At 70.2% G+C, this 26,376-nt stretch carries 26 protein-coding genes; 19 read left to right on the top strand and 7 right to left on the bottom strand.

Annotated features, from left to right (window positions below; translation table 11 throughout):
• Window positions 1-116: 116 nt before the first annotated feature.
• Complete coding sequence (locus AAFN86_RS24205; RefSeq protein ID WP_347546146.1) at window positions 117-1,175, bottom strand: glycosyltransferase family 1 protein; 1,059 nt, start codon at window positions 1,173-1,175, stop codon at window positions 117-119.
• A 5-nt stretch (window positions 1,176-1,180) separates the two neighbouring features.
• Window positions 1,181-1,990 carry a UDP-2,3-diacylglucosamine diphosphatase gene (locus AAFN86_RS24200; RefSeq protein WP_347546145.1) on the bottom strand — a complete coding sequence of 270 codons (810 nt, stop codon included), beginning with the start codon at window positions 1,988-1,990 and terminating at the stop codon, window positions 1,181-1,183.
• A gap of 206 nt (window positions 1,991-2,196) precedes the next feature.
• Between AAFN86_RS24200 and AAFN86_RS24195 the strand changes: the two genes are divergently transcribed.
• The 3 genes from AAFN86_RS24195 (at window position 2,197) to AAFN86_RS24185 (ending at window position 5,063) form a co-directional block, all read left to right on the top strand.
• Window positions 2,197-3,078 carry a diacylglycerol kinase family protein gene (locus AAFN86_RS24195; protein ID WP_347546144.1) on the top strand — a complete coding sequence of 294 codons (882 nt, stop codon included), beginning with the start codon at window positions 2,197-2,199 and terminating at the stop codon, window positions 3,076-3,078.
• Between the two features lie 375 nt (window positions 3,079-3,453).
• A complete protein-coding gene (locus tag AAFN86_RS24190; protein WP_347546143.1) occupies window positions 3,454-4,128 on the top strand; it encodes an RraA family protein in 675 nt (224 codons plus the stop codon).
• Window positions 4,125-5,063: an alpha/beta fold hydrolase gene (locus AAFN86_RS24185; RefSeq protein ID WP_347546142.1), complete on the top strand. Its 939-nt coding sequence runs from the start codon at window positions 4,125-4,127 to the stop codon at window positions 5,061-5,063. The genes AAFN86_RS24190 and AAFN86_RS24185 overlap by 4 nt, the downstream gene beginning before the upstream one ends.
• A gap of 475 nt (window positions 5,064-5,538) precedes the next feature.
• Here AAFN86_RS24185 and AAFN86_RS24180 read toward each other — a convergent pair whose 3' ends face one another.
• Window positions 5,539-6,501 (bottom strand): Tim44 domain-containing protein, encoded by a 963-nt coding sequence (locus AAFN86_RS24180; RefSeq protein ID WP_347546141.1) that lies wholly within the window; start codon window positions 6,499-6,501, stop codon window positions 5,539-5,541.
• Between the two features lie 151 nt (window positions 6,502-6,652).
• On the opposite strand from AAFN86_RS24180, the gene AAFN86_RS24175 reads away from it, so the two are divergent.
• The 5 genes from AAFN86_RS24175 to AAFN86_RS24155 all read left to right on the top strand — a co-directional run bounded on the left by AAFN86_RS24175 (window position 6,653) and on the right by AAFN86_RS24155 (window position 11,918).
• Entirely contained in the window at window positions 6,653-7,870 is a 1,218-nt protein-coding gene (locus tag AAFN86_RS24175) for a hypothetical protein (RefSeq protein ID WP_347546140.1), read from the top strand.
• On the top strand, window positions 7,867-9,039 hold the full coding sequence (locus AAFN86_RS24170) for a hypothetical protein (RefSeq protein ID WP_347546139.1): 1,173 nt from the start codon (window positions 7,867-7,869) through the stop codon (window positions 9,037-9,039). The genes AAFN86_RS24175 and AAFN86_RS24170 overlap by 4 nt, the downstream gene beginning before the upstream one ends.
• 234 nt (window positions 9,040-9,273) lie before the next feature.
• Window positions 9,274-10,026: an ABC transporter ATP-binding protein gene (locus AAFN86_RS24165; protein WP_347546138.1), complete on the top strand. Its 753-nt coding sequence runs from the start codon at window positions 9,274-9,276 to the stop codon at window positions 10,024-10,026.
• Between the two features lie 11 nt (window positions 10,027-10,037).
• Window positions 10,038-10,865: an ABC transporter permease gene (locus AAFN86_RS24160; RefSeq protein ID WP_347546157.1), complete on the top strand. Its 828-nt coding sequence runs from the start codon at window positions 10,038-10,040 to the stop codon at window positions 10,863-10,865.
• Between the two features lie 126 nt (window positions 10,866-10,991).
• Window positions 10,992-11,918 carry an FkbM family methyltransferase gene (locus AAFN86_RS24155; protein WP_347546137.1) on the top strand — a complete coding sequence of 309 codons (927 nt, stop codon included), beginning with the start codon at window positions 10,992-10,994 and terminating at the stop codon, window positions 11,916-11,918.
• Between the two features lie 87 nt (window positions 11,919-12,005).
• On the opposite strand, the gene AAFN86_RS24150 is transcribed toward AAFN86_RS24155, so the two are convergent.
• The gene (locus tag AAFN86_RS24150) at window positions 12,006-12,497 is read right to left on the bottom strand and encodes a GNAT family N-acetyltransferase (protein WP_347546136.1); all 492 of its coding nucleotides are present in this window, start codon (window positions 12,495-12,497) and stop codon (window positions 12,006-12,008) included.
• 64 nt (window positions 12,498-12,561) lie between these two features.
• Here AAFN86_RS24150 and AAFN86_RS24145 point away from each other — a divergent pair, with 64 nt between their 5' ends.
• The 5 genes from AAFN86_RS24145 to AAFN86_RS24125 all read left to right on the top strand — a co-directional run bounded on the left by AAFN86_RS24145 (window position 12,562) and on the right by AAFN86_RS24125 (window position 16,300).
• On the top strand, window positions 12,562-13,200 hold the full coding sequence (locus tag AAFN86_RS24145; protein WP_347546135.1) for a histidine phosphatase family protein: 639 nt from the start codon (window positions 12,562-12,564) through the stop codon (window positions 13,198-13,200).
• Between the two features lie 339 nt (window positions 13,201-13,539).
• Window positions 13,540-14,367, top strand: coding sequence for a lipid-binding SYLF domain-containing protein (locus AAFN86_RS24140; RefSeq protein WP_347546133.1), 828 nt, complete (start codon window positions 13,540-13,542; stop codon window positions 14,365-14,367).
• Window positions 14,368-14,571: 204 nt separating this feature from the next.
• The gene (locus tag AAFN86_RS24135) at window positions 14,572-15,051 is read left to right on the top strand and encodes a YcgN family cysteine cluster protein (protein WP_347546132.1); all 480 of its coding nucleotides are present in this window, start codon (window positions 14,572-14,574) and stop codon (window positions 15,049-15,051) included.
• A complete protein-coding gene (locus AAFN86_RS24130; RefSeq protein ID WP_347546131.1) occupies window positions 15,048-15,986 on the top strand; it encodes a dihydrodipicolinate synthase family protein in 939 nt (312 codons plus the stop codon). Before AAFN86_RS24135 ends, AAFN86_RS24130 begins: the two co-directional genes overlap by 4 nt.
• The gene (locus tag AAFN86_RS24125) at window positions 15,986-16,300 is read left to right on the top strand and encodes a cupin domain-containing protein (protein ID WP_347546130.1); all 315 of its coding nucleotides are present in this window, start codon (window positions 15,986-15,988) and stop codon (window positions 16,298-16,300) included. The genes AAFN86_RS24130 and AAFN86_RS24125 overlap by 1 nt, the downstream gene beginning before the upstream one ends.
• Here AAFN86_RS24125 and AAFN86_RS24120 read toward each other — a convergent pair.
• On the bottom strand, window positions 16,281-17,183 hold the full coding sequence (locus AAFN86_RS24120) for a DMT family transporter (protein WP_347546129.1): 903 nt from the start codon (window positions 17,181-17,183) through the stop codon (window positions 16,281-16,283). The two genes, AAFN86_RS24125 and AAFN86_RS24120, sit on opposite strands and share 20 nt — an antisense overlap.
• Before the next feature lie 68 nt (window positions 17,184-17,251).
• Here AAFN86_RS24120 and AAFN86_RS24115 point away from each other — a divergent pair, with 68 nt between their 5' ends.
• Window positions 17,252-17,971: a SprT family zinc-dependent metalloprotease gene (locus AAFN86_RS24115; protein WP_347546128.1), complete on the top strand. Its 720-nt coding sequence runs from the start codon at window positions 17,252-17,254 to the stop codon at window positions 17,969-17,971.
• A 38-nt stretch (window positions 17,972-18,009) separates the two neighbouring features.
• Window positions 18,010-19,017, top strand: a complete 1,008-nt coding sequence (locus tag AAFN86_RS24110) for a zinc-binding alcohol dehydrogenase family protein (protein ID WP_347546127.1) — start codon at window positions 18,010-18,012, stop codon at window positions 19,015-19,017.
• Window positions 19,018-19,212: 195 nt separating this feature from the next.
• Here the strand turns inward: AAFN86_RS24110 and AAFN86_RS24105 are convergent, their stop codons facing one another.
• Window positions 19,213-20,046: a TIM barrel protein gene (locus tag AAFN86_RS24105; protein ID WP_347546126.1), complete on the bottom strand. Its 834-nt coding sequence runs from the start codon at window positions 20,044-20,046 to the stop codon at window positions 19,213-19,215.
• A gap of 141 nt (window positions 20,047-20,187) precedes the next feature.
• Between AAFN86_RS24105 and AAFN86_RS24100 the strand changes: the two genes are divergently transcribed.
• Genes AAFN86_RS24100 through AAFN86_RS24090 form a run of 3 tightly spaced genes read left to right on the top strand, consistent with a single transcriptional unit; the run spans window position 20,188 to window position 24,035 of the window.
• Window positions 20,188-21,240, top strand: coding sequence for an extracellular solute-binding protein (locus tag AAFN86_RS24100; protein ID WP_347546125.1), 1,053 nt, complete (start codon window positions 20,188-20,190; stop codon window positions 21,238-21,240).
• A gap of 4 nt (window positions 21,241-21,244) precedes the next feature.
• The gene (locus AAFN86_RS24095) at window positions 21,245-22,963 is read left to right on the top strand and encodes an iron ABC transporter permease (protein ID WP_347546124.1); all 1,719 of its coding nucleotides are present in this window, start codon (window positions 21,245-21,247) and stop codon (window positions 22,961-22,963) included.
• 1 nt (window position 22,964) lies between these two features.
• Window positions 22,965-24,035, top strand: a complete 1,071-nt coding sequence (locus tag AAFN86_RS24090) for an ABC transporter ATP-binding protein (RefSeq protein WP_347546123.1) — start codon at window positions 22,965-22,967, stop codon at window positions 24,033-24,035.
• A gap of 175 nt (window positions 24,036-24,210) precedes the next feature.
• Here the strand turns inward: AAFN86_RS24090 and AAFN86_RS24085 are convergent, their stop codons facing one another.
• Complete coding sequence (locus AAFN86_RS24085; RefSeq protein WP_347546122.1) at window positions 24,211-24,759, bottom strand: cytochrome P460 family protein; 549 nt, start codon at window positions 24,757-24,759, stop codon at window positions 24,211-24,213.
• Window positions 24,760-24,881: 122 nt separating this feature from the next.
• On the opposite strand from AAFN86_RS24085, the gene glpK reads away from it, so the two are divergent.
• Window positions 24,882-26,375 (top strand): glycerol kinase GlpK, encoded by a 1,494-nt coding sequence (glpK, locus tag AAFN86_RS24080; protein ID WP_347546121.1) that lies wholly within the window; start codon window positions 24,882-24,884, stop codon window positions 26,373-26,375.
• Window position 26,376: the final 1 nt, after the last annotated feature.

Raw genomic sequence — 26,376 nt, 5'->3', positions numbered from 1 at the left:
GTGTCGTTACCGTGGCGCCCGGCGCCGGATGGCGGTTTCCAAAGGCCTACCGGCCTTTGGCGGGGTGGTTCGGAGGTGCAACGCCCCGCCATGTCCAGGCCGGCATGGGGCAAAGGTCACCCCACCGGCACCAGCGCCGCCCGGAACTGCGCCGCGCAGGCTTCCCACGACCAGGCTTCCGCATGCGCCCGGCAGGCGGCGCGATCGGCTTCCAGCGCCCGCAGGCTGGCAGCGCGAAGGTCGGTATCCAGCGCGCCGATTCGCGGGTCCGTGATCACATCCAGCGGCCCGGTCACCGGAAAGGCCGCGACCGGCGTGCCTGAGGCGAGTGCCTCCAGAAGCACCAGGCCGAAAGTGTCGGTGCGGGACGGAAAGACGAAGACATCCGCCCCGGCATAGGACCGCGCCAGCTTGCCGTTGTCGCGGTATCCGGTGAAATGCGCGGACGGGAAGCGCTTCTGCAGCCCTTCGCGCGCCGGCCCGTCCCCGACGACGACCTTGGTCCCCGGCAGGTCGAGGGCGAGAAAGGCGTCGATGTTCTTCTCCACCGCGACACGTCCGGCATAGAGGAAGACCGGGCGGGGCAGGCCGTCCCAAGGCTCACGCGGTTCGGGGCGGAAGCGCGCGAGATCGACGCCGCGCGTCCAGGCGCGCACTTTCGTGAAGCCGCGCCGCGCCAGTTCCTCCCGCAGCGAACGCGTTGCCGCGAAGGTGCCCGCGCCGGCTTCATGGAAGCGGCGCATCACCGCCCAGGACCAGGCGACCGGGATGCGCGTGCGCGCATGCAGGTATTCGGGAAAGCGGGTGTGGAAGGCGGTGGTGAAGGGCCAGCCGCGCTTGCGGCACAAGGCGCGCATCGCCCAGCCCAGCGGGCCTTCGGTGGCGATGTGCACCACCTCCGGCGCGAAGGCGTCCACCAGCTTGCGCAGCCGGCGGCCCGGCGCGATCGCGAGGCGGATCTCGGCATAGCCGGGCATGGGGATGTTCACGAAGCGATCGGGCCCGATCACCTCGACCGTGTCGCCGCCGGCGCGCAGATGGTCCACCACGATCGACATGGTGCGCACCACGCCGTTGACCTGCGGGAACCAGGCATCCGAGACGACCAGGATGCGCAACGGCCCACGATGCGCGCCTATGCAGTCCGCGGCTTGCGCCGTGCCGGCATCATCCATCGGCATCATGCGGCCGGCAGCGCGGCGGCGGCGCGGCGCGGCGCACGGGCGAAGGACAGGCGGTTCTCCTGCACCCAGTCCACCAGTTCGAAGCGGCCATCGGCGTGCTCGACCAGGGCAGTGCAGGATTCCACCCAGTCGCCATCGTTCATGTAGAGCACGCCGTGGACGGTGCGCATCTCGGCATGGTGGATGTGGCCGCAGATGACGCCATCGAGGCCGCGGCGCTTCGCCTCGGTGGCGAGTGCGGTCTCGAAGCGGTCGATCGCTTTCACCGCTTCCTTGACCTGCCGCTTCAGCCACTGCGACAGCGACCAGTACGGGTATCCGAGCCGACGCCGCGCCGCGTTGAACCAGCGGTTCATCGTCAGCGCCCAGTCATAGGCCCAGTCGCCGAGATGCGCGATCACCTTGGCGTAGCGGATCACGCCGTCGAATTCGTCGCCATGGATGACCAGGAAGCGGCGGCCATCGGCGGCGGTGTGCTCCGCCTCGCGCATCAGCTTCACGCCGGCGACCTCGAGGCCCAGCCAGTCGCGGAACATCTCGTCGTGGTTGCCGGGAATGTAGATGACCTCGGTGCCGTGCCGCGCCATGCGCAGCACCAGGCGGATCACCTCGTCATGGTCGGCGTCCCAGTACCAGGACTTCTTGAGCCGCCAGCCATCGACGATGTCGCCGACCAGGTACAGTCGGTCGCATTCCACCTTCTTGAGGAAATCCACCAGGAAGTCGCTGCGTGCGCCCTTGGTGCCGAGATGGACATCCGACAGGAAGATGCTGCGGTAGCGGCGGCGGGGGCTGGCTTCGTGCATCCGACTCAGTCTCCGGAGCGCCGCCGGGTCTCCACGCGAATCCCGGCGGCGTGCTGCAGATGCGCGGGCGATACCGTGCCGGGCGGTGCGCGCGCGTGAATCTTGGATGAAGCGTGCCGCGGAAGGTGTTGGCGCCGCGCCATGTCATGGCAGGGTCGCCGAAGCGACGCGGAATCGTCACCGTCGCGCTGCCAGAAGCCCGCCTCATGCCGACGCGCATGCTGATCGTCTTCAATCCCGCCGCCGGGGCGCGCCGCCGCCGCCGGCTTCTCGCCGCGCTCGACCTGATGCGCGGCGTCGGGCTGCGGCCGGAGGTGGCGGACACGGCGCGCCGCGGCCATGCCGTGGAACTGGCGCGCGATGCCGCCGCCAGCGGCGTGCCTATCGTGGTTGCCGCCGGCGGTGACGGAACCATCGCCGAAGTGGCGGACGGCCTGGCCGGGTCGGAGACGGCGCTCGGCGTGCTGCCGCTTGGCACCGCGAATGTCCTCGCGCTGGAACTCGGCATTCCGCGCGCGCCGGCGCAGGCGGCGGCGGTGCTGGCGATGGGACGCACGGCACTGCTGCATCCGGGGCTCGCCCAATATGCGGACGGGCGGGAATTGCTGTTCGTGCAGATGCTCGGTGCCGGCTTCGACGCGGCGGTGGTGCACGGCCTTTCGACACCGCTCAAGCGGGTGATCGGCAAGGGCGCCTATGTCTGGCAGACGCTGCGGGAGATGCCGCGCTACCCCTTCGCCCCGATTCGCACCGGGATTGACGGACGCATCGAGGATGCGGCGAGCGTCATCGTGACGAAGGGGCGGCTCTATGCCGGGCGGTTCCTGCTCGCACCTGGTGCCGACCCTCGCGCGGAGGGCTTCCACGTCGCGCTGTTCCGCGACGCAGGGGTGCTGGCGGCGATGCGATATGGCGCGGCGCTGCCGCTCGGGCTGCTGCCGCGGCTTCGGGGGCTGGAGATCCTGCGCGGGGAATCGGTGCGGCTGGACGGCGGAGGCATTCCGGTCCAGGCAGATGGAGATGCCGCCGGCTGCCTGCCCGTCACGATCTGCGCGGCACCACGGCCGATGCGGATCGTGCTGCCTTAGGCTGCGGGCGGGACGTCATGCTCGCAGCGCGAGATCAGGAACCGAAGAGGGCCGTCACTCCTCCCTGCACCTCACCCCACAAAAGGCTCGAGGCCTTTGGGAACCTCCGCTTGGCACCGTGCTCCACGGTTGGACCGACACGTTTTGACTGAGTCCGGCACGCCAGGTTTCAGGCCTCCCGATGCCGGCTGCGTCGTGTCGCACAAGCGCCGGACGCAATGCACGGCGCCAGGTCCTCGCGGTCCAGGGGCCCGCCGGCCCCTGGTGGGGTGGTCTGGAGGGGCAAAGCCCCTCCATCAGGCGCCGGCATCCTGGCGCCCTCCATCCGCGCGTGCTGGATTGCGTGCCCCTTCCAGCACCGGGACTCGCCGCTCCATGACCATCGGTTTCCGCATCGCCCCCGTCACCCAGCGCGTCGCCCCGGCGCTAATCGCCCGCGCGGCGCTGCTGCCGGCCGCCAATATCGGCGACGTGATGTCGCGCATGCAGACCATGCGCGGCGGCTTGCGCCCCTTCGGCGGCCGCAAGGTCATCGCCGGCCCGGCCTTCACGGTACGGGCGCGGTCCGGCGACAACCTGCTGCTGCACCGCGCCTGCGACATGGCCGAACCCGGCGACATCATCGTGGGCGACGGCGGTGGCGACCTGGCCATCGCGCTGATGGGCGAATTGATGATCGGCCATGCGCAGACCCGCGGCGTGCAGGGCATCGTGCTGGATGGCGCGGTGCGCGACGTCGATGCGTTGGCGGCGATGGATATCGGCCTCTGGGCCTGTGGCGCGACGCCATCCGGCCCCTACAAGGACGGCCCCGGCGAGATCGGCCACCCGATTTCCTGCGGTGGCCAGGTGGTGATGCCCGGCGACCTGATCGTCGCCGATGCCGACGGCGTGGTGGTGGTGCCGCGTGCGGAGGCCGCCGAGGTCATCGCCCTCGCCGAGGCGCACAATGCCAAGGAGCAGAAGGCGCAGGCGGCGATCGACGCGCGCAGCTACGACCGCGCCTGGGTGGTCGATGCGCTGCGCGCCAAGGGCTGTGCCGGCACGTGACGCTTCGGGCCAGGCGCGTGCTGGCCTGGATCGGCGGCGCCCTGCTGCTGCTGCTGATAGGCGCGACCGCCTGGCTGTATACGCCTGACCGCGACCAGGCCGCGCTGCGGGCCGCGTATGCCGGCCCGCCCTCGCGCTTCATGGAAGTCGCGGGGGTCACACTGCACATCCGCGACACCGGCCCGCGCGACGGGCCGCCAATCCTGATGTTGCACGGCTTCGGCGCCAGCCTGCACAGCTGGGACGGCTGGGCGGCGCTGCTGTCCGAACGCTTCCGCGTCATCCGCATCGACATGCCGGGCTTCGCGCTGACCGGTGCGGACCCGACCGACGACTACAGCGATGCGCGCTCGGTCGCTGTGCTGGCCGCGTTGCTGGATATGCTCGGCGTCGCGCAGGCCGATGTGATCGGCAATTCGATGGGCGGGCGCATCGCGTGGCGCTTCGCCCTGGCGCAGCCGGCGCGCGTGCGGCGGCTGGTGCTGGTGTCCCCGGACGGCTTCGCCAGCCCGGGACGTCCCTATGGCCCGCCGGAGGCGGTGCCGGCGATGCTGCGCCTACTGCCCTGGGTGCTGCCGCGCGCGATGGTGCGCGGCACGCTGGCCCCGGCCTATGGCGACCCGACGCGGATGAGCGAGGCCGAGGTCGATCGCGCCCATGACCTGCTGCGCGCGCCGGGCGTGCGGCGCGCGATCCTCGACCGCATGGCGCAGACTGCATTGGAAGACCCGCGACCCTCGCTGCCCCACCTGGCCATGCCAGTACTGCTGGTCTGGGGCGAACTGGACCGCATGATCCCGGCCAGCCACGCGCAGGACTGGGTGGCCGTGATGCCGCGGGCGGAACTGGTCCTGCTGCCCGGCCTGGGCCATGTGCCACAGGAGGAAGCGCCCGAGGCGTCGCTGCCCGCCGTGCGCGCCTTTCTCGAACGATGACGAAGACCCCTCCCGCTGCGTTGTGGCGCAGGGGCTGAAACGGCGCGGGCGGTGTGCCCGGCAGGCTGAAGGCTGCGCGCGGCCAAATATGCGCGACGAATGGAGGGGCGCTGCCCCTCCAAGCCACCCCGCCAGGGACCAACGGGTCCCTGTACCGCGGGATTCTGGTGCTTTGCGGGGGGGCAGCGTCGGGTTGGAGGGGCGCCAGGGATGGCACCAAGGTCCCGGCACCGAGCCGTGGCGTTCAGCGCCAAAACCAAAGTTTCTAAAGGCCTTAAGCCTTTGATGGGGAGAGGCTCGGAGAGGGTCAGAGCCTCTCTCCGAGGTGCCAATGGCGCCTAGCCCCAAGCGCCGGCCACTCCGGCACCTCATCTTCAGCCCGATGCCAAAGCCAAGTGCCCGAATGGGCGCGCCGGCGCTTGGGCAGACACAAGGTAGCCGCCGACGGCCCATCTCATGGGCCGTCGGAACGGGATCAGGCGGGCTGCGCGGCGGACTGCTGCACCGCCGAGAGCATCCACTGCCCCCCCGGCCCCTTTCGCACGAAGGTCCACAATTCGGTGGCTTGCGTGCGCTCGGTAGTGCTGCCCTCGACGACCTTGTTGGTCGCGTTGTCGAAGGTCGCATCCAGCATCGAGAAGCGCATCGCTACGGTCGCGTAGTCCTCGCCATCCTCGTTCCAGGCTTCGGCCAGGTCGCCCTGTTCCAGCCGCACGTCGCGCGTTTCGTTGCGCCAGTTGCGGGCTTCAAGATCGCGCAGGTCCTGGGCGAAATAGCCGACCATCTCCGGCGTCGCGACCGCGCGTAGCGCGGTCAGGTCGCGCTTCGACCAGGCGGCGTTCACATCCTTCAGGATCTGCTCGAAGCCCTGGTAGTCGGCCGGGCCGATTTCGAGCGGGCCCCCGGCGCGAACCGGATCGGCCGCCTTCATCCCGCCCATGCCACCAAACTGCTTCGGCGGTTCCTGGCCCTGGAAGGCGTAGGACGGCGCCGGGCCACCGGCGGTCGCCGCGCGCCGCGCGCGGACCAGCCGCACCACGAACATCACGGCGAAGCCGATCAGCGCGATCTGCAGCAGCATCCCCAGCACGGCGCCGAAGCCGGCGCCACCACCGAACAGCCCGAAGCCGAGCAGCCCACCGATCAGCCCGCCGGCCAGCAGCGCGCCGCCGAAGGACCCGAAGAAGCCGCGTTGCGGGGCGGCGCCCGGTACGGCGCCGGGGCGCGTCGCGGGGCTGGCCGCCGGCGACGGCGTGGCCGTGCGGTTGAACTGCGTCCCGCCGCCCGGCGCGGTCGTCGTCGATGGCGGGGCCGAATAGGTCCGGCTGCCGCGGCTGCCGGAGGATCCGCCGCCGCCCGGCCGTGCATCGGCCATCATCGGCGCGAGCACAAAAGCCAGCGCGGCAAGCGCGGTCAGGAAAGTTGCGGTACGGCGCATGGGTCTTGGCGTCTCCAACATGAATTCCCCGCAATATAGGCGATCTGCCCGTCCATTTCGATGGGGTTCTGCGCAACGCTTCATTCACCCTGCCGGACGGATGCTGGCGCGGTGCGCGGGCCGTCCCGCCGCACCTCCGCAGGATGCAGGGATGCCACGGCAGGAAATCGCCGCCGCCGAGACGAATGCCGGACCGGCCGGCCCGGGGCCGGACGCGCTGCGCCGCGCCCAGCGCGGGCCGCCGGGCCGCGTCGCCTTGCGCTTGGCCGCACCGGGGCTGCCGGCCCGCCGCCGCGTTGCCATGGCGCTGCTGGAACAGGCAGGGCAGCCGCGCGGCGGCGCCGTCCTCGAAACCGCCCAGGGCGACCTGCTGCTGACCGAGGCCGAGGCCGGCGATGGCGCACGTGTCGCCGCGCTGCTGGAACGGCTGCTCGGCGCCGCGCCGGAGAGCCTGCTGCTGCCCGAAGCCGTCGCCACGCTGCTGACACTGCCTGGCCTGGCACCGGCCGCGAACGCCGCGGCCACACCGCCGCCCGCCGCCGGCATCGAGGCTCTGGCCGATGCCGCACCGCTGCCGGCCCTGCTGCGACGGCAGGGCGTGCTGCATCTGGCCGCCGGGCAGCCGCATCGTCTGGCGCTGCTCCGTTTGCGACTGACGGCCGGGGCGCTGGCGCCGCACCTGGGCGCAGCGGCGGCGGATGCCGACCTCGCGCGCCATGCGCGGGACCGTCTGCGCGGCCGGCTGCTCGGCATCCTGGCCGAACCCGGACAGCGCGACGCGCTGCTCGGAGCCCTACCCGCCGTGCCGCTGCTGATCGACCTGCCACCGTCACTGCTGCCCGACGCGCAGTTGGCCGCAGGCCAGGAGGAGGATGCGACCCATGCGCCGGCGCTGATCGCCACCCTGTCGCCCGCCGAGGCGATGGCCGAAGGCCTGGCCATACGCCGCGTCGCGCTGCGACGGGCCGGCTGGGGGCTCGCGGTGCGCGGGCTGGACGCCGGCGCGCTGGCGCTGCTGTCGCCCGACGCCTTGCCGGCCGACCTGCTGCTGCTGCGGTGGTCCCCGGACCTCGCTGGGCGCGCGGTGGCGGCATCGTTGCGCCGAATCGATCCGGCGCGGCTGGTGCTGACCGGCTGCGACGGGGCGCCGGCGTTCGAGTGGGGGGTCGCGCTCGGCATCGCGCGGTTTGCCGGCCCGTGGATCGATGCGCTGCTCGCGGCGCGGCGCATGTCGGCCTGCGCGCTGGCCGCCGGCTGCACCCGGCAGACCTGCGCCGAGCGCGGCGGCGCCGCCGCCGCCGAGGGGCGGGCCGGCTGCGGCGCACCGCCGCTGCTCGCCGCCCTGTTGCCGGCCGAGGCGACGGCGTGATCCTCGACGAGGTCAGGGTTGTCGGCGCCCTGGGCGCACCGCCGGGGGCGGCCGGTGCGGTGGCGCTGGCCGGCCTGGTGCGGGAGACGGTGGCCGCGGGGGTCGAGCGCCGCGTGCTGCTGTTCCGCCCGGCCTGCCTGGCCCCGGCGCGCCGGCGCGAACCGCAGGTCGCCCTGCTGCGCGGCGCCTGGGACGCGCTGCGCCGCAGTTCCCGCACGCGCATCTTCGAATTGCCGCGTGGTGGGCTTGTCGCGATCGAGGCCCCGCCCGGCCATCACCTGGCGGAAGCCGAGCGCAACCTGGCGGAGATGCTGGAACCGCGGGAGGCCGGCGCAGCGCTCAGCCTGCTGCGGCTGCCCGACCAGGCTGCGGCGGTGCTGGCGGCAGTGGAGGAGGCACTCGGCCTGACCGCCGCGGTGCGGGCGGCGGCCCCGCCGGCGGCCGGCCGGGTCCCGGATGGCGCGGCCATCGCCGCCGCCGAACGGGCGCTCGCCACCGCGGATGTCTCGGCCTTCCTGCGGCGGCGTAAGGTGTTCCGGCTGACCCCGGGCGGCGGCACGCCGGAACCGCTCCGCGAGGATCGGCGCCTGTCCCTGGCGGATGTGCGCGATGCGGTGCTGCCAGGGATCCAGCTCGGCCTGGCACCCGCGCTCGCGCGGCGACTGCGGCGGCTGCTGGACCGGCGGCTGCTCGCCGGGCTGGCGCGCGCCGAGGAGTTGCGCGGCATCGGGCCGCTGTGCCTGGCCCTGGGGGTGGAGGCGGTGACCTCGCCGGATTTCCTGCGCCTGGATGCCCTGTGGCCGGCGGCGCTGCGCGGCGGGCTGACCATCGCGCTGGCGGCGGAGGAGGCGGCGATCGACCCCGCGGGCTTCGTCTTTGCCCGCGACCTGCTGGTGGCGCGGGGCCATCGGCCGATGCTGGATGCCGGGGGGGCGTCGGCACTGCTCGCCCTGCCGCCGGCGCGGGCAGGGATCGGGCGGTTGCGGCTGCGGTGGTCGGAAGCGCTGCCGCCGCTCGGCAGCCCGGCGGCCGAGGCACTGCGCAGCACCTTCCCGGCCGAGGCCGACGCCGTGGTGCTGTCCGGAGTCGATCGTCCGGCCGCCATCGCCTGGGGCTGGGAAATGGGCATCACCGAGTTCCAGGGACGGTTGATGGAAAGCCGGCGATAGGGAACGCCATTCTTGTCCCCGTCGCCGAGGCGTCCCTCCGTCTGCCTGGTTCGCACGCCGTGCGACGGCGCGCCGCCAACGGCCATCGGTTCGGACGCCGTCACGCTGATCGCGCCGGGCGTAATGAACGGTGACGCGGCTGGGTGTCGGGCGCTTCCGGCGCGATGCCGGGCAACCCCGCGCCGCCGCCCCGCCTGCTTGGCGTTGGCCGCCGGAAGGCCGATATGCGGCGTCATGCAAACACCGGCACTGCTCGTCGAGGACCTGAGCAAGACCTACCGGCTTGGCGACGCGCCGGCGGTGGATGGTCTGTCCTTCACCTTGCCGATGGGCCAGACCTGGGGGCTGCTCGGCGGCAACGGGGCGGGGAAATCCACCACCATCGCCATGCTGCTCGGCCTGCTGGTGCCGAGCACGGGGCGGGTCGTCGCGCTCGGCCATGACATGGCGACAGATCGCTTCGCGGCGCTGGCGGGGATGAATTTCTCGTCGCCCTACATCGCCCTGCCGCACCGGCTGACGGTGGAGGAAAACCTGCGCGTCTACGCGCATCTGTACGGCGTACCGGACAGCAAGCGGCGCATCGCGACGTTGCTGGAGGATTTTGCCCTGACGGAGCTGGCGCAGCGGCCGGCCGGCCAGTTGAGCGCCGGGCAGAAGACGCGGGTCGCGCTGGCCAAGGCGCTGGTCAACCGGCCAGCGCTGCTGCTGCTGGACGAACCCACCGCGAGCCTCGACCCCGATACCGGGGATTGGGTGCGCACCGCCCTGGAGCGGTACCGCGCCGAGAGCGGCGCATCGCTGCTGCTGGCCAGCCACAACATGGCGGAGGTCGAGCGGCTGTGTTCCCACGTCGTGATGCTGAAGGGCGGCAAGGCGGTCGATGAGGGCAGCCCGGCCGACCTGCTGCAGCGCTACGGGCGCGACGACCTTGAGGAGGTCTTCCTCGACATCGCCCGCGGGCGGAATCGGGAGGTCGCGCTGTGACCGGCATCGGTATGGGGTCGGCGTTCCACGGCCGGCCGCAAGGGTCGCCCACGCGGCGCATCTGGGGGCTGATGTTCCGCCACCTGGCGCTGTACCGCCGGTCCTGGCCGCGGCTGCTGGAACTGATGTACTGGCCAGTGCTGCAGATGGTGGTGTGGGGCTTCATCACTGCCTACCTGGCCGGGGTGCAGGGCAATACGGCCTCGGTCGCGGCGGGCGTGCTGCTGGGCGGCGTGCTGCTGTGGGAGGTGACGCTGCGCAGCCAGATGGGCTTCGCGATCTCCTTCCTCGAGGAGGTGTGGTCGCGCAACCTCGGGCACCTGTTCGTCTCGCCGCTGCGGCCGTGGGAATTGGTGGCCGGGCTTGCGGCGATGAGCGTGCTGCGCACCGTGGCCGCGGTCGCCCCGGCGATGGTGCTGGCCTTCTTCCTGTACGGCTTCGGGGTGTGGACGCTGGGGCCGGTGCTGGTCGCCTATGTCTTCGCGCTGATGGCGATGGGATGGGCGGTGGCACTCGCCGTCACCGCGCTGATCCTGCGCCACGGCGCAGGGGCGGAAGCGCTGGCCTGGGGCGTGATGTTCGGCATCGCCCCCTTCGCGGCGGTGTTCTACCCGGTGGCGATCCTGCCGGGCTGGCTGCAGCCGGTCGCACTAGCCATCCCGGCTGCGCATGTCTTCGAGGGCATGCGCGCGGCGTTGGTGGGGGGCGCCATCGCCTGGTATCACCTGGTCTGGGCTGTGGTGCTCGATGTCGTCTGGATGGGCGTTGCCGCTTGGATCTTCCTCGCGCAGTTCCATGCCGCGCGGGTGCGCGGGGCGCTGTTGAACATCGGGGAGTAGGCGCCGCCAACGAAGTGCTTCCCTCGGCCCGGCGCGCCACGCCATGCTGGCCGCGACGAATGGTTGGCGACGGACAGACTGGGCGCCGGTTCCATGTCGGCCCGAATCGCCAGGCAGGAGGCTTCGATGAAAAGCGGAATCCTGAGCGTCGCCAACACGATGTGTCGATTCTACTTCCAGTCGGTGCCGTCCAGCTGGGGCAAGGCTGCGCTCTGGCGGGATGTTGTCGAGCCCTACCTGGCGTGGCGCCCGCTCATGGTCGAGGCGACGACGCGGCATGGCCTTCGCTTCAAGGGGCCGTTGGGTGATCTCATCCAGCAGCGACTCTATTTCTTCGGTGTCTGGGAGCCGGTGATCACCGCCTATCTGGCCGAGCACCTGCTCCCCGGCGACATCGTCGTGGATGTCGGGGCGAATATCGGCACGCACACGCTCCTCGCCGCCCGCATCGTTGGCGATACGGGCCGCGTCCACGCGATCGAGGCATCCCCCCGCATCCTGGGCATGCTGCGCGCAAACATCGCCCGGAATGGGCTGCGCAACGTCGTCGTCCACCATGCCGCGATCCTGGACAAGGAAGGCGAGGTGCCGATCTACCTGAGCGCACCGGACAATCTGGGGCAGTCCACGGTGATCGCCGCAGAGGCCGCGGAGCGCAACGCCGGGCTGGAGGCCATGGTCCCGGGCCACCCGCTCGGTGACGTCGTTCCAACCGAGGACCTTCTGGCCGCGCGGTTCGTGAAGATCGACGTCGAGGGCGCGGAGGCCCTGGTGGTCGCCGGCATCCGCGACCTGCTGCCGCGCTTCGGGCCACGCACCGAGTTCCTGGTCGAGGTGAACACGGCGAGCCTGGGGCGGCTGGGGCTGTCGGCCGCCGACCTCCTCGGATGGTTCCGCGAGGCCGGCTTCGAGCCCTGGGCCGTGCCGAACACCCATGGCGTCGAGCGCTACATCACGCAGGACCAGCCCGCGATCGAGCCGCTGGGTTCGACGACGTTCGACCTTGGCGACATCCTGTTCCGCCGACCGGCGGTGGCGCAGCCGGTCGCGTGACCATGGGCATGATGGTCCTGATCCGCCGCGCCTGACCGGCGCCGCGCGCGATGCGGGCCGGGCGGGAGCGCGAAGAGTCGTTCGACATCAGGCCGTGAGCGGCAGCACCAGGCGCCGCTCAATCACGCGCCGGCCCCATTGCTCGGCCTCGACCTCGTCGGTCAGGGTGAAGCCCGCCGCCGCATACAGATGCGCGGCGGCATCGAGGTCCGCCAGGGTCCACAGATGGATCTGCGGCGCGCCGATGCGCCGCGCCAGGGCGATCGCTTCGTCGAGCCAGCGCCGCCCGAGCCCACGGCCGCGCAGGGCAGGGTCCATGATGAACCAGCGCAGATGCGCCGAGTCCGGGTCCTCCCCGCAATCCAGCACCAGCGAGCCGAGCACGCGGCCCTGCCCGGTGGCGCAGCGGAACAGGTCGCGCGCCGGATCGAAACGCAAGATGAAATCGCCGAGCTCGCGCGCGACCTTCGCCTCGAAGAAGGCGCCGAAGCCATGGCTGTCGGCGTAGTGGCGGGCGTGCAGCGCGGCGATGTCGCCGATCGCGCCGGGGGTCCAGGCGGTGTGGAGGGTGATGTCCATGGGGCGACTATAGCGTGGCCGTGCCCCCTCCCCAGCCCCGCCCGGCTGGGCTACAGCGTCCCGCGTGACCACGACCCGCTTCTTCCTCGTCCGCCACGCCCTGGTGGAACCTTCCGCCCGCGCCGTTCTCTACGGCTCGATGGATGTCGCCCTGTGCGACCTGGCCCTGCGGGAGGAAGCGGCATCGTATCGCTGGCTCGCCAGGCGCCTGCCGCAACCGGCGCGCTGGGTCGTCACCAGCCTGTCGCGCACGCGCTACACCGCCGCGGCGGTGTTCGCCGCCGGGTATCCCGAAGCCGCGCTGGAGGCCGAACCCGACCTCGCGGAACAGCACCTCGGCGAGTGGCAAGGCATTCCGCATGAGGCGCTGCCCGCGCTGCTGACCCACCCCGCCCATCCGTTCTGGCCGCATGGCGGGGAGGAGCACCCGCCCGGCGGCGAATCCTTCCGCGAGGTGCAGGCCCGCGTCGCTGCGGTGATGGAACGCATGGCGACGCTGCTGGAAGGCCAGGACATCGTGATCGTCGCCCATGGCGGGTCGATCCGCGCCGCGCTGGCCCATGCGATGGGGCTGACGCCCGACCAGGCGCTGATCTTCAGCATCAAGAACCTGTCCCTGACGCGCATCGAGAAGCACGGGCCGTCCTGGCGCGTCGCCGCGGTCAACGAGGAACCCTGGACACCACCGGCCGACGCCGCCTGAACATCCCCGCCTGTTCCCAGGCGCGGCTAGCGCTCGACTGCGCATGTGGAAACCTTCCTTGCTGCGCGTGCATCCCCAGCCGGGTGATCCATGCCATGCAGGCGGCATCCGCGCCGCGGAAAGCGGCCTTGCCACGTTCCCCGAACGTGACGCGCGACCGCCGGCCGCCCCCGATACACCAATGCGAGCGGCGCCATCGGCGGCCCGGATGGGGCCATGCCCGCCATTTGAGGGCGCCTCAAAAGCCCCGCTTCACGATTCTGCCATTGCGAAACCTTTGTCTTGCCCCGCAACACCGGCTAGAACAGCGTCCCATCAATGACTTGGGGGGTCGGGTTCATGCGCCGTCTCGCGATTTATGCCTTCGCCGCGCTGGGCCTCGCCTGTGGGCCGCGGGCAGCCTTGGCTCAAACAGAACAGCAATCGCTGGTCGATCGGGCGACGCTTGCCCTGACGGAAGTGATGGATCTCGGCGAGGCCACGGCGGATGCGCGCTCGCTGCTTGGCCGGTCGCGCGCGGCGATGATCTGCCCGCGCGTGTTCCGCGCCGGCTTCATCTTCGGCGGGCAGGGCGGCGACTGCGTCCTGGTGGCGCGGGATGGCAATGGGTCCTGGTCCTCGCCCGCCTTCTTCACCATGGGTGGCGGGTCCATCGGCTTCCAGGCCGGCGTGCAGGATGCCCAGGTGCTGATGCTGATCATGAACGACAAGGCGCTGGAGGCGCTGCTGGAGCACCATTTCAGGCTCGGCGCTGATGCCGGGGTGGCGCTCGGCACGCTCGGGCGCGGCATCTCCGGTTCGACGACGGCGGCGGTGGGCGCGGATATCGTGACCATCGCGCGGGCGCGCGGATTGTTCGCCGGCGTCTCGCTGGACGGCAACTACCTCGATCCGCGCACCGAGTGGAACCGCGCCTATTTCGGCCGCGATGCCACTGCCCGCCAGGTGGTGGTGGAAATGGCGGCGCATAATCCGGGCAGCGACCCGCTTCGGGCGGCGCTGATGCGGCTGTCGGATGCGGCCCCCGCCTCGGCAGCGCCTGCCGCGACACCCACGCCACAGGGGTCGGCGCCACCGCGGGAGGTGATTACCCCGGCGCCCGGCAATGCGGGCACGCCGCGCGTGCAGTCGGAGAACCTGCCGACGCCGCCGCGCGGGACGCGGTAGAAGGCGGAGGGGGCGTCGCCCCCTCCGGGCCACCACCAAAGGCCAACGGGCCTTTGGAATGCGATTTCTTGGCGCCGACCGCGGTCATCCGTCTCCAAGTGATCCGCGGTCCAGGGGGCCGTAGCCCCCTGGTGGGGGAGTTCGAGGGGGCGACGCCCCCTTGACCCCATGGAGCCCAACCATCGCCCGGTCTAAACTGCCCCTGTGACAAACTCCCCTCCTTTCTGGCGTGAGAAACCGCTCACCGCAATGACGCGCGCGGAATGGGAAAGCCTGTGCGATGGCTGCGGCCGCTGCTGCCTGCACAAGTTGCGCGACGAGGACACCAATCGCCTCGCCTACACCAATGTCGCGTGCCGGCTGCTCGATGGCGAAAGCTGCCAGTGCAAGGACTACGCGAACCGCAAGACGCGCGTGCCGGATTGCGTGAAGCTGACGCCCAAGCGCGTCGTCGCGATCGACTGGCTGCCGCCGACCTGCGCCTATCGCCTGCTGGCGGAGGGCAAGGATCTGCCCTGGTGGCATCCGCTGGTTTCCGGGCGGGCGGAAACGGTGCATGAAGCGGGCATCTCGGTGCGTGGCCGCACGGTGGCGGAACGCGATGCCGAGGATTTTCAGGACCATGTCGTCGCCTGGCCGGGCCGCTGGCCGCCCGGGGCGAAGGACCGCAGGAGAGCCGGATGAAGAACGCGATCTATGGCGGCGTGAATGCCGCGGTGCTGACGGCGATGGGCCCGGACCTGACGCCCGACCTGGACCGCATGGCGGCGCATGCGCGCTGGCTGCTGGCGAACGGGTGCAATGGCCTGGGTGTGCTCGGCACGACCGGGGAGGCCAATTCCTTCGGCCTGCATGAACGCAAGGCGATCCTGGAAGGCCTGATCGCGCGCGGCATCCCGGCGGCGAAGATGATGCCGGGCACGGGCTGCGCGTCGCTGACGGATTCGGTGGAACTGACGAAGCATGCGCGCGACGCCGGCTGCCCCGGCGTGCTGATGCTGCCGCCGTTCTACTACAAGGCGCCGTCGGATGACGGGCTGTTCGCCTATTTCTCCGAGGTGATCCAGCGCGTCGGCGGCGGGGTGAAGGTCTATCTGTACCACTTCCCGCAGCAATCGGCGGTGCCGTTCACGCTCGACCTGCTGGGACGGCTGATCAAGGCCTTCCCGGGCACGATCAACGGCGTGAAGGATTCGTCGGGCGACTACGCCAATATGCTGGCGATGGTGAAGGCCTTCGCGGCGGATGGGTTCGAGGTCTATTCCGGCAGCGACGAGTTCCTCCAGCAGATCCTGGCGGAAGGTGGCGCGGGCTGCATCACCGCCGCGTCGAACGGCAACAGCCATTGGGGCGGCATCGTTTATGCGAAGCGCACCGGGCCTGAAGCCGATGCCGCGCAGGCGACGCTGACGGCCACGCGCCGTGCCGCGACCTCCGTGCCGCTGATCCCGGGCCTGCGCGAGATCATCGCCCGCAGCACCGGCGATGCCGGCTGGCGCGTGATCCGTCCGCCGCATCTGCCGCTGACGCAGGAGCAGGGCGACAAGGTGTGGGCCGCCTGGACCGCGGCCGGCGCGATCCCGCTGCCCGGCATGGTGACGGCGAAGGCGGCCGAGTGATGAGCGAACCGCTGCGCTGCCGCGAACCCGCCATCGCCACCGTGCAGGTGGATGACGACAATGTCCGCGTGACCCGGTGGGATTTCCCGCCTGGTTCGGAGACCGGCTGGCACCGCCATGGCATGGCCTATGTCGTCGTGCCGGTCTCGGACGGGAAGATGCTGCTGGAACTGCCCGGTGGGCAGACGGCGACGGCCGAGATCAAGGAAGGCGTTGCCTATGCCCGCGCCGCGGGGATGGAGCACAACGTCGTCAATGCCGGCGACACGCCGTTCTCCTTCGTCGAGACCGAGCTCAAGCACCTGATCGGCTGAGGCGCCGGCCGGGCAGCGTCACCAACGCCAGCCCGGCGAAGACCAGCAACGCGGCCGGGATGGTCAGCCATCCCGGCCTCTCGTCGAACAGCAGCCACCCCCATGCGATGCCCGTGATGGTGATGATGTACCCGGCCTGGGACGTCACCACGCCGCCATGCGCGCCGAGCGATCGAAAATACAGCATGAAGGCGGCTGCCATCGCCACGGCCTGCAGCGCGGACACCGGCACGCCTTGCACCGGCACCGCACGGATTTGTCCGCCCACCACGGCAAGGATGGCCAACGCGATGGCCCCCGCCGTCAGCGTGCCGGCCGCCAGCACCAGCGGCGGCGTGTCGCGCGGCGCCAGCCGCACCGCCATCAGGTTCGACGCCGCGTAGCAGACCGGCGTGAGGGCCGCGAACAGTGCCCAGGGCAGCATCGCCGGATCGGGCAGCGCCGCCCCGGGCGCCATCGCCAGCAGCACGCCCGACAGGCCCAGCACCGTGCCCAGGATCCGTCGCGGCGTGACACGTTCCATGCCGAGCAGCGCCGCGCCAAGCACCGTCAGCATCGGCGACAGCGGCACCAGCAGGGAGAAGAATCCCGCCGGCACATGCAGCAGCGCGGTGAAGCCGACCAGGTTGGCCAAGGCCAGGCCGGTCAGCCCGGACACCGCGTAGTGGCGCAGATGCGCGCGCGACAGCGGCAGCGCCAGGCCGCGCATCCGGCACAGCAGCACCAGCATCAGCGCGCTGCCCGCGGCCGCGCAGGCTGCGATCAGCAGCGGTGGCCAGCCGATGGCGCCGAGCGACTTCACGAAGCCGGGCGTAGCACCCCAGATCGTGCCGAGCAGCAGCAGCGGCGGCAACGGACGCAACGCATCGTGCATGACGCGCATGTGGTCGCGCGGCTTCTTCTTCTGTCAAGCGGTTGAACCGGCCATGGGTGCTGCGCCAAGTTACACGCATGGCCTTGCCCGATTCGGAAACCATCGTGTTGCATCCCGGCGTGCTCGGCGCACCGGTCGGCTGTCCCGTGCGCTGGTATCGTTCGGCGCGCGCGCGGCGCGTGAGCCTGCGGATCGATGCGCGTGCGGGAGAAGTGGTGGTGACGCTGCCGATGCGCACCGCGCGCCGCGCCGGCATGGCGCTGCTGACCACGCATGCCGCCTGGGTGATGCAGCGCCTCACCGCGCTGAGTCCCGCCGTCGAACTGGCGCCCGGCGCGGAAGTGCTGATCGGCGGCCGGCCGCATGTGATCCGGCACGATCCGGATGCGCGCGGCGGCGCCTTCATCGATGGCGCGACGATCATCGTCTCGGGCCGGCCGGAATTCCTCGCCCGGCGCGTGAAGGATTTCCTGCGCGCCGAGGCCAAGCGGCGCATCGCGACCCTGGTAGAGGGCCACGCCGCCGCGCTGGGCGTGACTGTCCGTGCGCTGCGGCTGAAGGACACGCAGAGCCGCTGGGGATCCTGCGCGCCCGACGGGACGCTCGCCTTTTCCTGGCGCCTGGTGATGGCGCCCGGCTGGGTGCTCGACTACGTGGTCGCGCATGAGGTCGCGCATCTGCGCGAGTTGAACCATTCCCCGCGCTTCTGGGCGCATGTCGAAACGCTGACGTCGCATCGCGAGGCGGCGCAGGACTGGCTGCGCGACAACGGACCGACCCTGCTGCGCGTCGGCTGAAATCGCCCTATATCCTTCGCAACGATGCGGAGGATGCGATGAAGGCGATCGGTTTCACGGCGTGCCACCCGGCGGACCATCCGGAGGCGTTGCTCGACCTCGACATCCCGGCCCCGGCGGACCCCGCCGGCCACGACATGCTGGTCGAAGTCCGCGCAATGTCGGTCAACCCGGTGGACACCAAGCGCCGTCGCAGCGAGGAATCGAAGGACGGGCCGCGCATCCTCGGCTTCGATGCCGCGGGGGTGGTGCGCGCGGTGGGGCCGCTGTGCACCCTGTTCCAGCCCGGGCAGGAGGTGTTCTACGCTGGCGTGGTCAACCGGTCCGGCAGCAATGCCGCATTGCAGCTGGTCGATGAACGCATCGTCGGACGCAAGCCGAAGTCGCTGTCCTTCGCCGAAGCCGCAGCGATGCCGCTGACCACCATCACCGCCTGGGAAGGGCTGCATGACCGGCTTGGCCTGCATGAAGGCGCTGGCGAGGGCCAGGCGCTGCTGCTGGTCGGTGGCGCCGGCGGCGTCGGTTCGATGGTCATCCAGATCGCCCGCCAGCGCACGGCGCTGACCATCGTCGCCACCGCGTCCCGGCCCGAGACGGCGGCCTGGTGCCGCGACCTCGGCGCGCATCACGTCGTCGACCACCGGGAGGATATCGCCGCGCAGCTCAAGGTGATCGGGGTGAAGCCGCGCTATGTCTTCTCGACCAACACGACGGCGCGCAACTGGGATCAGATCGTCGCTTCGGTCGCACCACAGGGGGCGATCGTGCTGATCGAATCCCAGGCGCCGATCGACGCGCGGCAGCTGATGCCGAAATCGGTGTCGCTGCACTGGGAACTGATGTTCACCCGGCCGATCTTCGGCACGCCGGACATGGTCGAGCAGCACCACCTGCTGAACGCGGTGTCCGAGATGGTGGACCATGGCCGCATCCGCCACACCATGACGCGCAACCTCGGCCCCGCGTCCGCCGCGCGTCTGCGGGAGGCGCATGCGCTGGTCGAATCCGGGACGATGATCGGGAAGGTGGTGCTGGAGGGACTATAGAGCCCGTTCCGGTCGCCCTGGCTCACGGCAGCGACCCTGGCTTTTTTTGAGCATCATCACCCGATCAGGTGATTCCTCTGATCGGGATCGGCCCGGAGCATGCTGCGTTCGCATGCGCGCACGCCACGGGCTCCAGCCTATTGTCTTGAGCGCATCTTCACGCGTCCAGATGAGTCCATCTGAACGCGATCCGCTCTAACCGACAGTCACCCCCGCGGCACGCGCCTGCGCCACCATGGTGGCGCGCGCCGCCTGCATGTCGTCCAGCGTCCCGAAGGCGTTGGTATAGGCCCCGCGGTAGCCCCGTCCTTCCAGCAGGGCGAACATGGCGCCGAAATCGAAGTCACCCTGGCCTGGCACCAGGTGCTCCTCGTATCCGTTCCGCCAGCAATCGGCGAGGCGGACCTCCTTCACGCGATCGAGCGGCATGTCCGCGACGAATCCCGCGACGCCTGGCGGCAGCAGGTGCGCGTGGTTGGCGGTGAAGGACAGCGCGAAGCATGGCGAGTGGATGGCGTCGAAATAGTACCGCCATTCCTCCATCGTATGGGCGAGGTAGTGGACCTCGGCATTCTCCGGCTCGCGGTTCAGGTTCTCGAGCAGCAGCAGCGCGCCGTGCTGCTCGGCGTGCTTCACCATGCGCTGCAGCCGGTCGCGCCCTGCTTCCATGCGCATCGGCACATCGGCGGTGAAGTGGTAGCCGGCATGGACGACGATCCATTGCGCGTCGAGCTTCGGTGCCGCCTCGATATAGGCGCGCATGTAGGCGTCCACGGCATCCGACAGGAAGGGCGAGTATTCTCCGACATTGACCGCCGAGAGCGTGTGCAGCGCGATGTGCACGCCATTCGTCTTGGCGGATTGCCTGATTGCGCGGCAACGTGCCTCATCGAACAGCGTCACCGCGTTGGCGCCGGTGTCGAGCTGGATATCGATGTGCCGGACCTCATTGCGCGCGGCCCATTCGATGGCGTCTTCCAGCTTCAGCTTGCGGCCAACATCGATGCCGATGCGATCCATCAGTGACATGCGTTTTCTCCCGGTTTTCCCTGCCTCCATGGTTTACAGGCCCGGGGTGCGATGGCAACGTCCCCGCTGTCCAAGAACGAACCACGACGCGACGTGACCGCCAAAGGCGGCCGGCGCGCGACATAGACGGGAGGAAGCCGGATGTTCCTGATCGACAGGCGTCAGTTGCTCGCCCTTGCGACCTGGGCGGCCGCATCCAGCAAGGCGTGGGCGCAGCAGGCCCCGATGAACGACCAGGAGCGCACGCTGTACGAAGCAGCGAAGCGTGAAGGCGAGATCACCTGGTACACCGGGCAGTACAGCGCGGATGCATCCGAAGCTGCCGGGCGTGCCTTCAACGAACGCTACCCCGGCGTGCGCTGCAACGTGGTGCGTTCCACATCCCAGGTCGCGTTCCAGCGGCTGTCGCAGGATTTCCGGGCCGGCGTCGGACAGTGCGACGTGTTCTCCTCGACCAATGGCGGGCACTACATCCAGCTCAAGCGGCAGAACCGGCTGGTGAAGTTCCGCCCGGTGAATGCGGATGGGCTGCTGCCGATCCTGCGCCAACCGGACCCGGACGATTATTTCCAGTCCTCCTTCCTCGGCATCTACCTGATGGGCCACAACACCACGCTGGTGTCGGAAGCCGATGCACCGAAATCCTGGACCGACATCCTGGATCCGAAGTGGAAGGACAAGCTGGCGGTCGGGCATCCCGGCTTCTCCGGCGCGATCGGGCTGTGGGCCTTGCAGATGCGCACCATGTTCGGCGCCGACTACCTGCGCCGATTCGAACGCAACAAGCCGCAGGTCGGGCGCTCCTCGATCGACCCCGTCACGATGATGACGGCGGGCGAGCGCGCGGTGGGGGTGGCGGTGCCATCGGCCTCGACGTTGTTCGCGGCGTCGCGCGGCAATCCGCTGAAGCTGATCTACCCGACCGAGGGCGTGATCGCGGCATTGTCGCCCTCGGCGATCCCGACCAATGCACCGCATCCGAATGCGGCGAAGCTGTTCCAGGAATTCCAGACCGGGCCGGCGCTGTCGCAGGCGGTGCGCCTGCTGTTCAACGAAAGCATCCGCCCCGACGTGCCGCCGCCCGAAGGCTCCCGCCCGCTCGACCAGGTGACGATGCTCGCGCCCAGCCTGGAGGACGCCGAGAAGGGCGTGCCGGAAGTGCGCGAGCAATGGCGCGAGATCTTCGGCGTCTGATCGGATGAGTGCGAGCGTGATACCGGGGGCGGCACGTCCGAGCCGCCTCCGCCTGTTTGAGCCCATCACCATCCTGTGGGTCGCGCTGATCGCGGCGCTGCTGGTGCTGGTCGCGGCACCGCTGCTCAAGATGTTCTTCATCTCCTTCGAGATGCAGGACACCGGCGAATTCACGATCCAGAACTACCTGACCGCCTATGGGCGGCAACGGTATCTCGAGGCGGTGAAGAACTCGCTGCTGCTGGGCGCCTTCTCGGCGGCGATCTCGGTGGTGCTCGCCGTGCCGATGGCCTGGGCGGTGTCGCGCACCGACATGCCGGGCAAGGGCTTCACCTGGGCGATCGTGCTCGCCGCCTTCATCATGCCGCCCTATCTCGGCGCGATCGGCTGGATCCTGCTGGCCGGCCCCAATGCCGGCTGGATCAACGTGGTCTGGCGCGGCCTGACCGGGGCACATGACCCGCTGGTGAACATCTACACCTTCACCGGCATGGCCTTCGTCATCGCGCTGCATTCCTTCCCGCTGGTGTTCATCTTCGTGAAGTCGGCGCTAGACCTGATCTCCTCCGAGATGGAGGACGCCGCCAACATCCTCGGCGGCGGCACCTGGGTCACGATGCGCAAGGTGACGCTGCCGCTGGTCTGGCCGTCCATCCTCGGCGGCTTCATCCTGATCTTCCTGGAAACCATCGCGCTGTTCGGCACGCCGGCGATCATCGGCATCCCCGCGCGCATCAACGTCGTCACCACGCAGCTGTGGCAATTCTTCGAGGACCCGGTCCGCGTCGAGGTCGCCTCCGCCTTCGCCATGCCGCTGCTGCTGATCACCATGGGGCTGATCGCGGTGCAGAAGCTGCTGCTCGCGCGCAAGGGCTTCGTCTCCCAGACCGGCAAGGGCGGCGAACGGCGCCAGGTGAAGCTCGGCCCCTGGCGCTGGGTCCTGTTCGGCTGGTGCCTGATGGTGGCGATGCTGTCGGTGGTGAAGCCGCTGGTCGTGCTGCTGCAGGCGTCCTTCGCGAAGGCCTGGGGGCGCGGCTTCTCGCTCGACAACCTCACCTTCCGCAACTACCAGTTCCTACTGTTCGAACACGACATGGCGCCGCAGGCGGTGTGGAACACGGTGTGGTTCTCGGCCGCTTCGGCCACCATCGCGGTCGTGCTGGCGCTGCTGGTGGCCTACATCGTGGTGCGCCGGCTCATGCGCTTCGCCGATGCGCTCGCCTTCCTGGCGATGGCGCCCTTCGTCATCCCGGGCATCGTCATGGCGATCGGCTTCTACGCCGCCTATGCCGGGCCGCCGCTGTCGCTCTACGGCTCGGCGCTGCTCATCATCCTCGCCTTCGCGGCGCGCTTCCTGCCGATCGCCTATGCGTCCTCCCAGGCCGCCATCCGCGCGGTGCATCCGGAAATGGAGGAAGCCGCGCGCATCCTCGGTTCGGGGCGGCTGCACGCCATCCGCAAGATCACCGCGCCGCTGCTCAAGACCTCGCTGCTCGGCGGCTGGCTGGTGGTGTTCATCGTTGCCTCGCGCGAGCTGTCGGCCGCGATCTTCCTGGTCGGCCCGCGCACCCGCACCATGTCGGTGCTTCTGTACGACCTGACCGAGCAAGGTAATTTCGAGGTCGTCTCTGCCTTCGGCGGCATCCTGCTTGTCATCACCATGGCCATCGTCGGCATCGGCATGAAGCTGGTCGGCCGCGACTTCATGCTGCGGAGGGAATAGCGTGCCGCGTCTGACGCTCAACGGCCTGACCAAGGCCTATGGCAAGCTCACCGTCGTCGATGGCGTGGACCTGACGCTGGAGGAAGGCGAGTTCGTCTCGCTGCTCGGCCCGTCCGGCTGCGGCAAGACGACGACGCTGCGCATGATCGCGGGCTTCGTCGATCCGACCGGCGGCACCATCACGGTGGATGGCAACGTGCTGTCCGCCCCGGGCGCCGTGGTGCCGCCGGAACGGCGCGGCATGTCGATGATCTTCCAGTCCTACGCCATCTGGCCGAACATGACGGTGGGGGAGAACGTCGCCTTCGGCCTGAAGCTGCGCAAGCTTCCATCCGCCGAGGTGAAGCAGCGCGTCGGCGAGATCCTCGAAGTCGTCAAGCTCAACACGCTGGCGCATCGCTATCCGGCCGAATTGTCGGGCGGGCAGCAGCAGCGTGTCGCCCTCGCCCGGGCCATCGTGGTGAAGCCCTCCGTCCTGCTGCTGGACGAACCGCTGTCGAATCTCGACGCCAATCTACGCGAGGAGATGCGCTTCGAGATCCGCCGCCTGCACGACGAATTCCGCATCACCACCGTATACGTCACCCACGACCAGGGGGAGGCGATGGCGACCTCCGACCGCATCGCGGTGATGAATGCCGGGCGGATCGAACAGATCGACGCGCCGCACCTGCTCTACACCCGTCCGCGGACGCGCTTCGTCGCCGGTTTCGTCGGCCGCACCAATCTGCTCGAAGCGCGCGTTGAAGGCGGGGACATCCTGCTCGGCGGCGTCAGCCTCGGCCCAGCGACCCGCGCCGGCGCCGCCGAAGGCACCACGGGTGAGGTGCTCGTCTCCCTGCGCCCGCAGGCCATGACGGTGCTCACCACACGCCCCGCGCAGGACGACGCGCTGGTGCTGCCCGCCACGGTCCGCGAACGCACCTACCTCGGTGAGGCCTGGGACTATGTGGTGGAAATCGGCGGCGGCGGGCTGCGCCTGCGCGCCGCAGCACCGCCACTCGAAGCGCATGAGGTCGGCACGCAGGTCTGGCTGCGGATCGATCCGCGACAGGTGGCGGTGGTCGCGTAGCGCGGATCGCGCCTAACCGGATCCTGTCAGGTGCATGAAGGTGCTCGTACAGGCAAAGGTTTGTACGGTTCGCGTCGGCACAGTCCGGCGCAAGCCGTTCCAGCAAGGTCGGGGGAGAGAACTCCCCCGAACCCCCCTCCTTTTTCTGGAACTCCGCCCTGGCAGCAAGGCCGCGTCAGCGGGGGCGGTTCGCGTAGTCCCAGGTAGTGAAGGTGAAGTCCTGCTGGGCGCGGGCCTGCAGGTGGCAGGTGAAGCAGGCATTCAGCGGGCCCTCCACCCGGCCGCCGGTGGCCGGGTTGAAGCGGGCATATTCCCATTCGCCATTACGCAGCTCCGGGCCATAGCCCTCGCCCCAGCCGCGTTCCTTCTGCTGCGCGGCGATGGCGATGAAGGTGGGTTCGGGGATCATCCGGCCATTGGCGTCCAGCAGCGGATTTCCCTGCGTGTCCAGCCGCGCGCGCTGGTCGGCCATGATCACCAGCGCGCCATAGGGCATCGGCTCGCCAGGGCGCAGCGCGGCGTAGGCCTCGGGGTTGATGTAGATGTTGCGGATGATCTTCCGTGTCGGATTGTCCACCGTGCTGTAGCGGATGAAGCGTTGCTGCCAGTCGGCCGGCAATTCGATGTTCTGCGGACCGGTGGTGTAGGGCCGCTGCTGGGCGATCGCCGCGGTGGCGAGCACCCCCGTCAGCAGCGCGGCTGTCAAAATGGCGGTGCGGTTCATGGCGGTTCTCCCTGTCCCGGCGCCATCCCGCCCCTTTCGCCGCCCGGATGCAAGGATTTCGGCGGCCATCGCCCGCCGGCGACACAGCGTCTATCCTGCGCGGTGGAGGAGACAGCCAACGCATGACCGGGGACCTGCTGCTCGCCCTTGACCAGGGCACCACCAGCACGCGCGCCATCGCCTTCGATGCCGCGCTGACGCCGATCGCCACGGCGCAGGAGGAACTGCCCCAGCATTTCCCCGCCCCCGGCTGGGTCGAGCACGAACCCGAGGATATCTGGCAGGGCAGCCTGGCGACGCTGCGCGGCGCGCTGGCCGGCGCCGGCGGTGATCCGCGCCGGCTGGCGGGCATCGGCATCACCAACCAGCGCGAGACGACGCTGCTGTGGGACCGCGCCACCGGGCGCTGCCTGCACCGCGCCATCGTCTGGCAGGACCGCCGCACTGCGGAACACTGCGCCCGCCTCCGTGCCGAGGGCGCCGAACCGCTGCTGACCGAACGCACCGGCCTGCTCGCCGATCCGTATTTCTCGGCGACCAAGCTTGCCTGGCTGCTGGACCATGTACCCGGTGCACGGGCGGCCGCTGAACGCGGCAGCCTCGCCTTCGGCACGGTGGATTGCTTCGTGATCTGGCGGCTGACCGGCGGGCGCGTGCACGCGACGGATGCGACCAACGCCGCCCGCACCATGCTGTTCGACATCCGCCGCGGCGACTGGGATGACGAATTGCTGCGCCTGTTCCGGATCCCGCGCAGCGTGTTGCCGGAGGTGCGCGACTGCGCTGCCGAGTTCGGTGTCACCGAGGCCGCGCATATGGGCGCCGCAGTGCCGATCCGCGGTGTCGCCGGCGACCAGCAGGCGGCGACGGTGGGCCAGGGATGCTTTCAGCCGGGCATGGTGAAATCCACCTACGGCACCGGCTGCTTCGCGCTGCTGAACACCGGCGAAACGCCGGTTGCTTCGCATGCGCGGCTGCTGACGACCATCGCCTACCAACTCGGCGGGCGCCGCACCTATGCGCTGGAAGGGGCGATCTTCGTCGCCGGCGCGGCGGTGCAATGGCTGCGCGACGGGCTCGGCATCATCGCCACCGCCGCCGAGGCGGGCGAACTGGCGGCAAAGGCCGACCCGGCGCAGGAGGTGACGCTGGTGCCGGCCTTCACCGGCCTCGGCGCGCCGCATTGGGACGCCGCGGCGCGCGCCGCCATCTTCGGCCTGACGCGCGGCGCCGGGCGCGCCGAATTGTGCCGCGCCGCGCTGGAATCCGTCTCCTTCCAGACGCGCGACCTGATCGACGCCATGCGCGCCGACTGGCCCGGCGAGGCGGGGACGGTGCTGCGAGTCGATGGCGGCATGGTCGCCTCCGACTGGACGATGCAGTTCCTCGCCGACCTGCTCGGCGCGCCGGTCGACCGGCCGGTGGTGCGGGAGACGACGGCGCTCGGTGCGGCCTATCTCGCGGGGCTGCAGGCCGGGCTGTGTCCGGCGCCGGGCGCATCGGGCGCCACGCATTGGCGGCTGGAACGCCGCTTCGTCCCCGCCATGGCACGACAGGAGGCAGCGCGCCGCCACGCCATCTGGCAGGATGCGGTGGAACGGACGCTGACGCGCTGAA

The sequence above is a fragment of the Roseomonas sp. CAU 1739 genome (assembly GCF_039839775.1).
In the GTDB taxonomy this organism is placed as follows: Bacteria; Pseudomonadota; Alphaproteobacteria; order Acetobacterales; family Acetobacteraceae; genus Neoroseomonas.
Note: the sequence above shows the minus strand (reverse complement) of the source record. Positions and strands in the feature narration are given on the sequence as shown.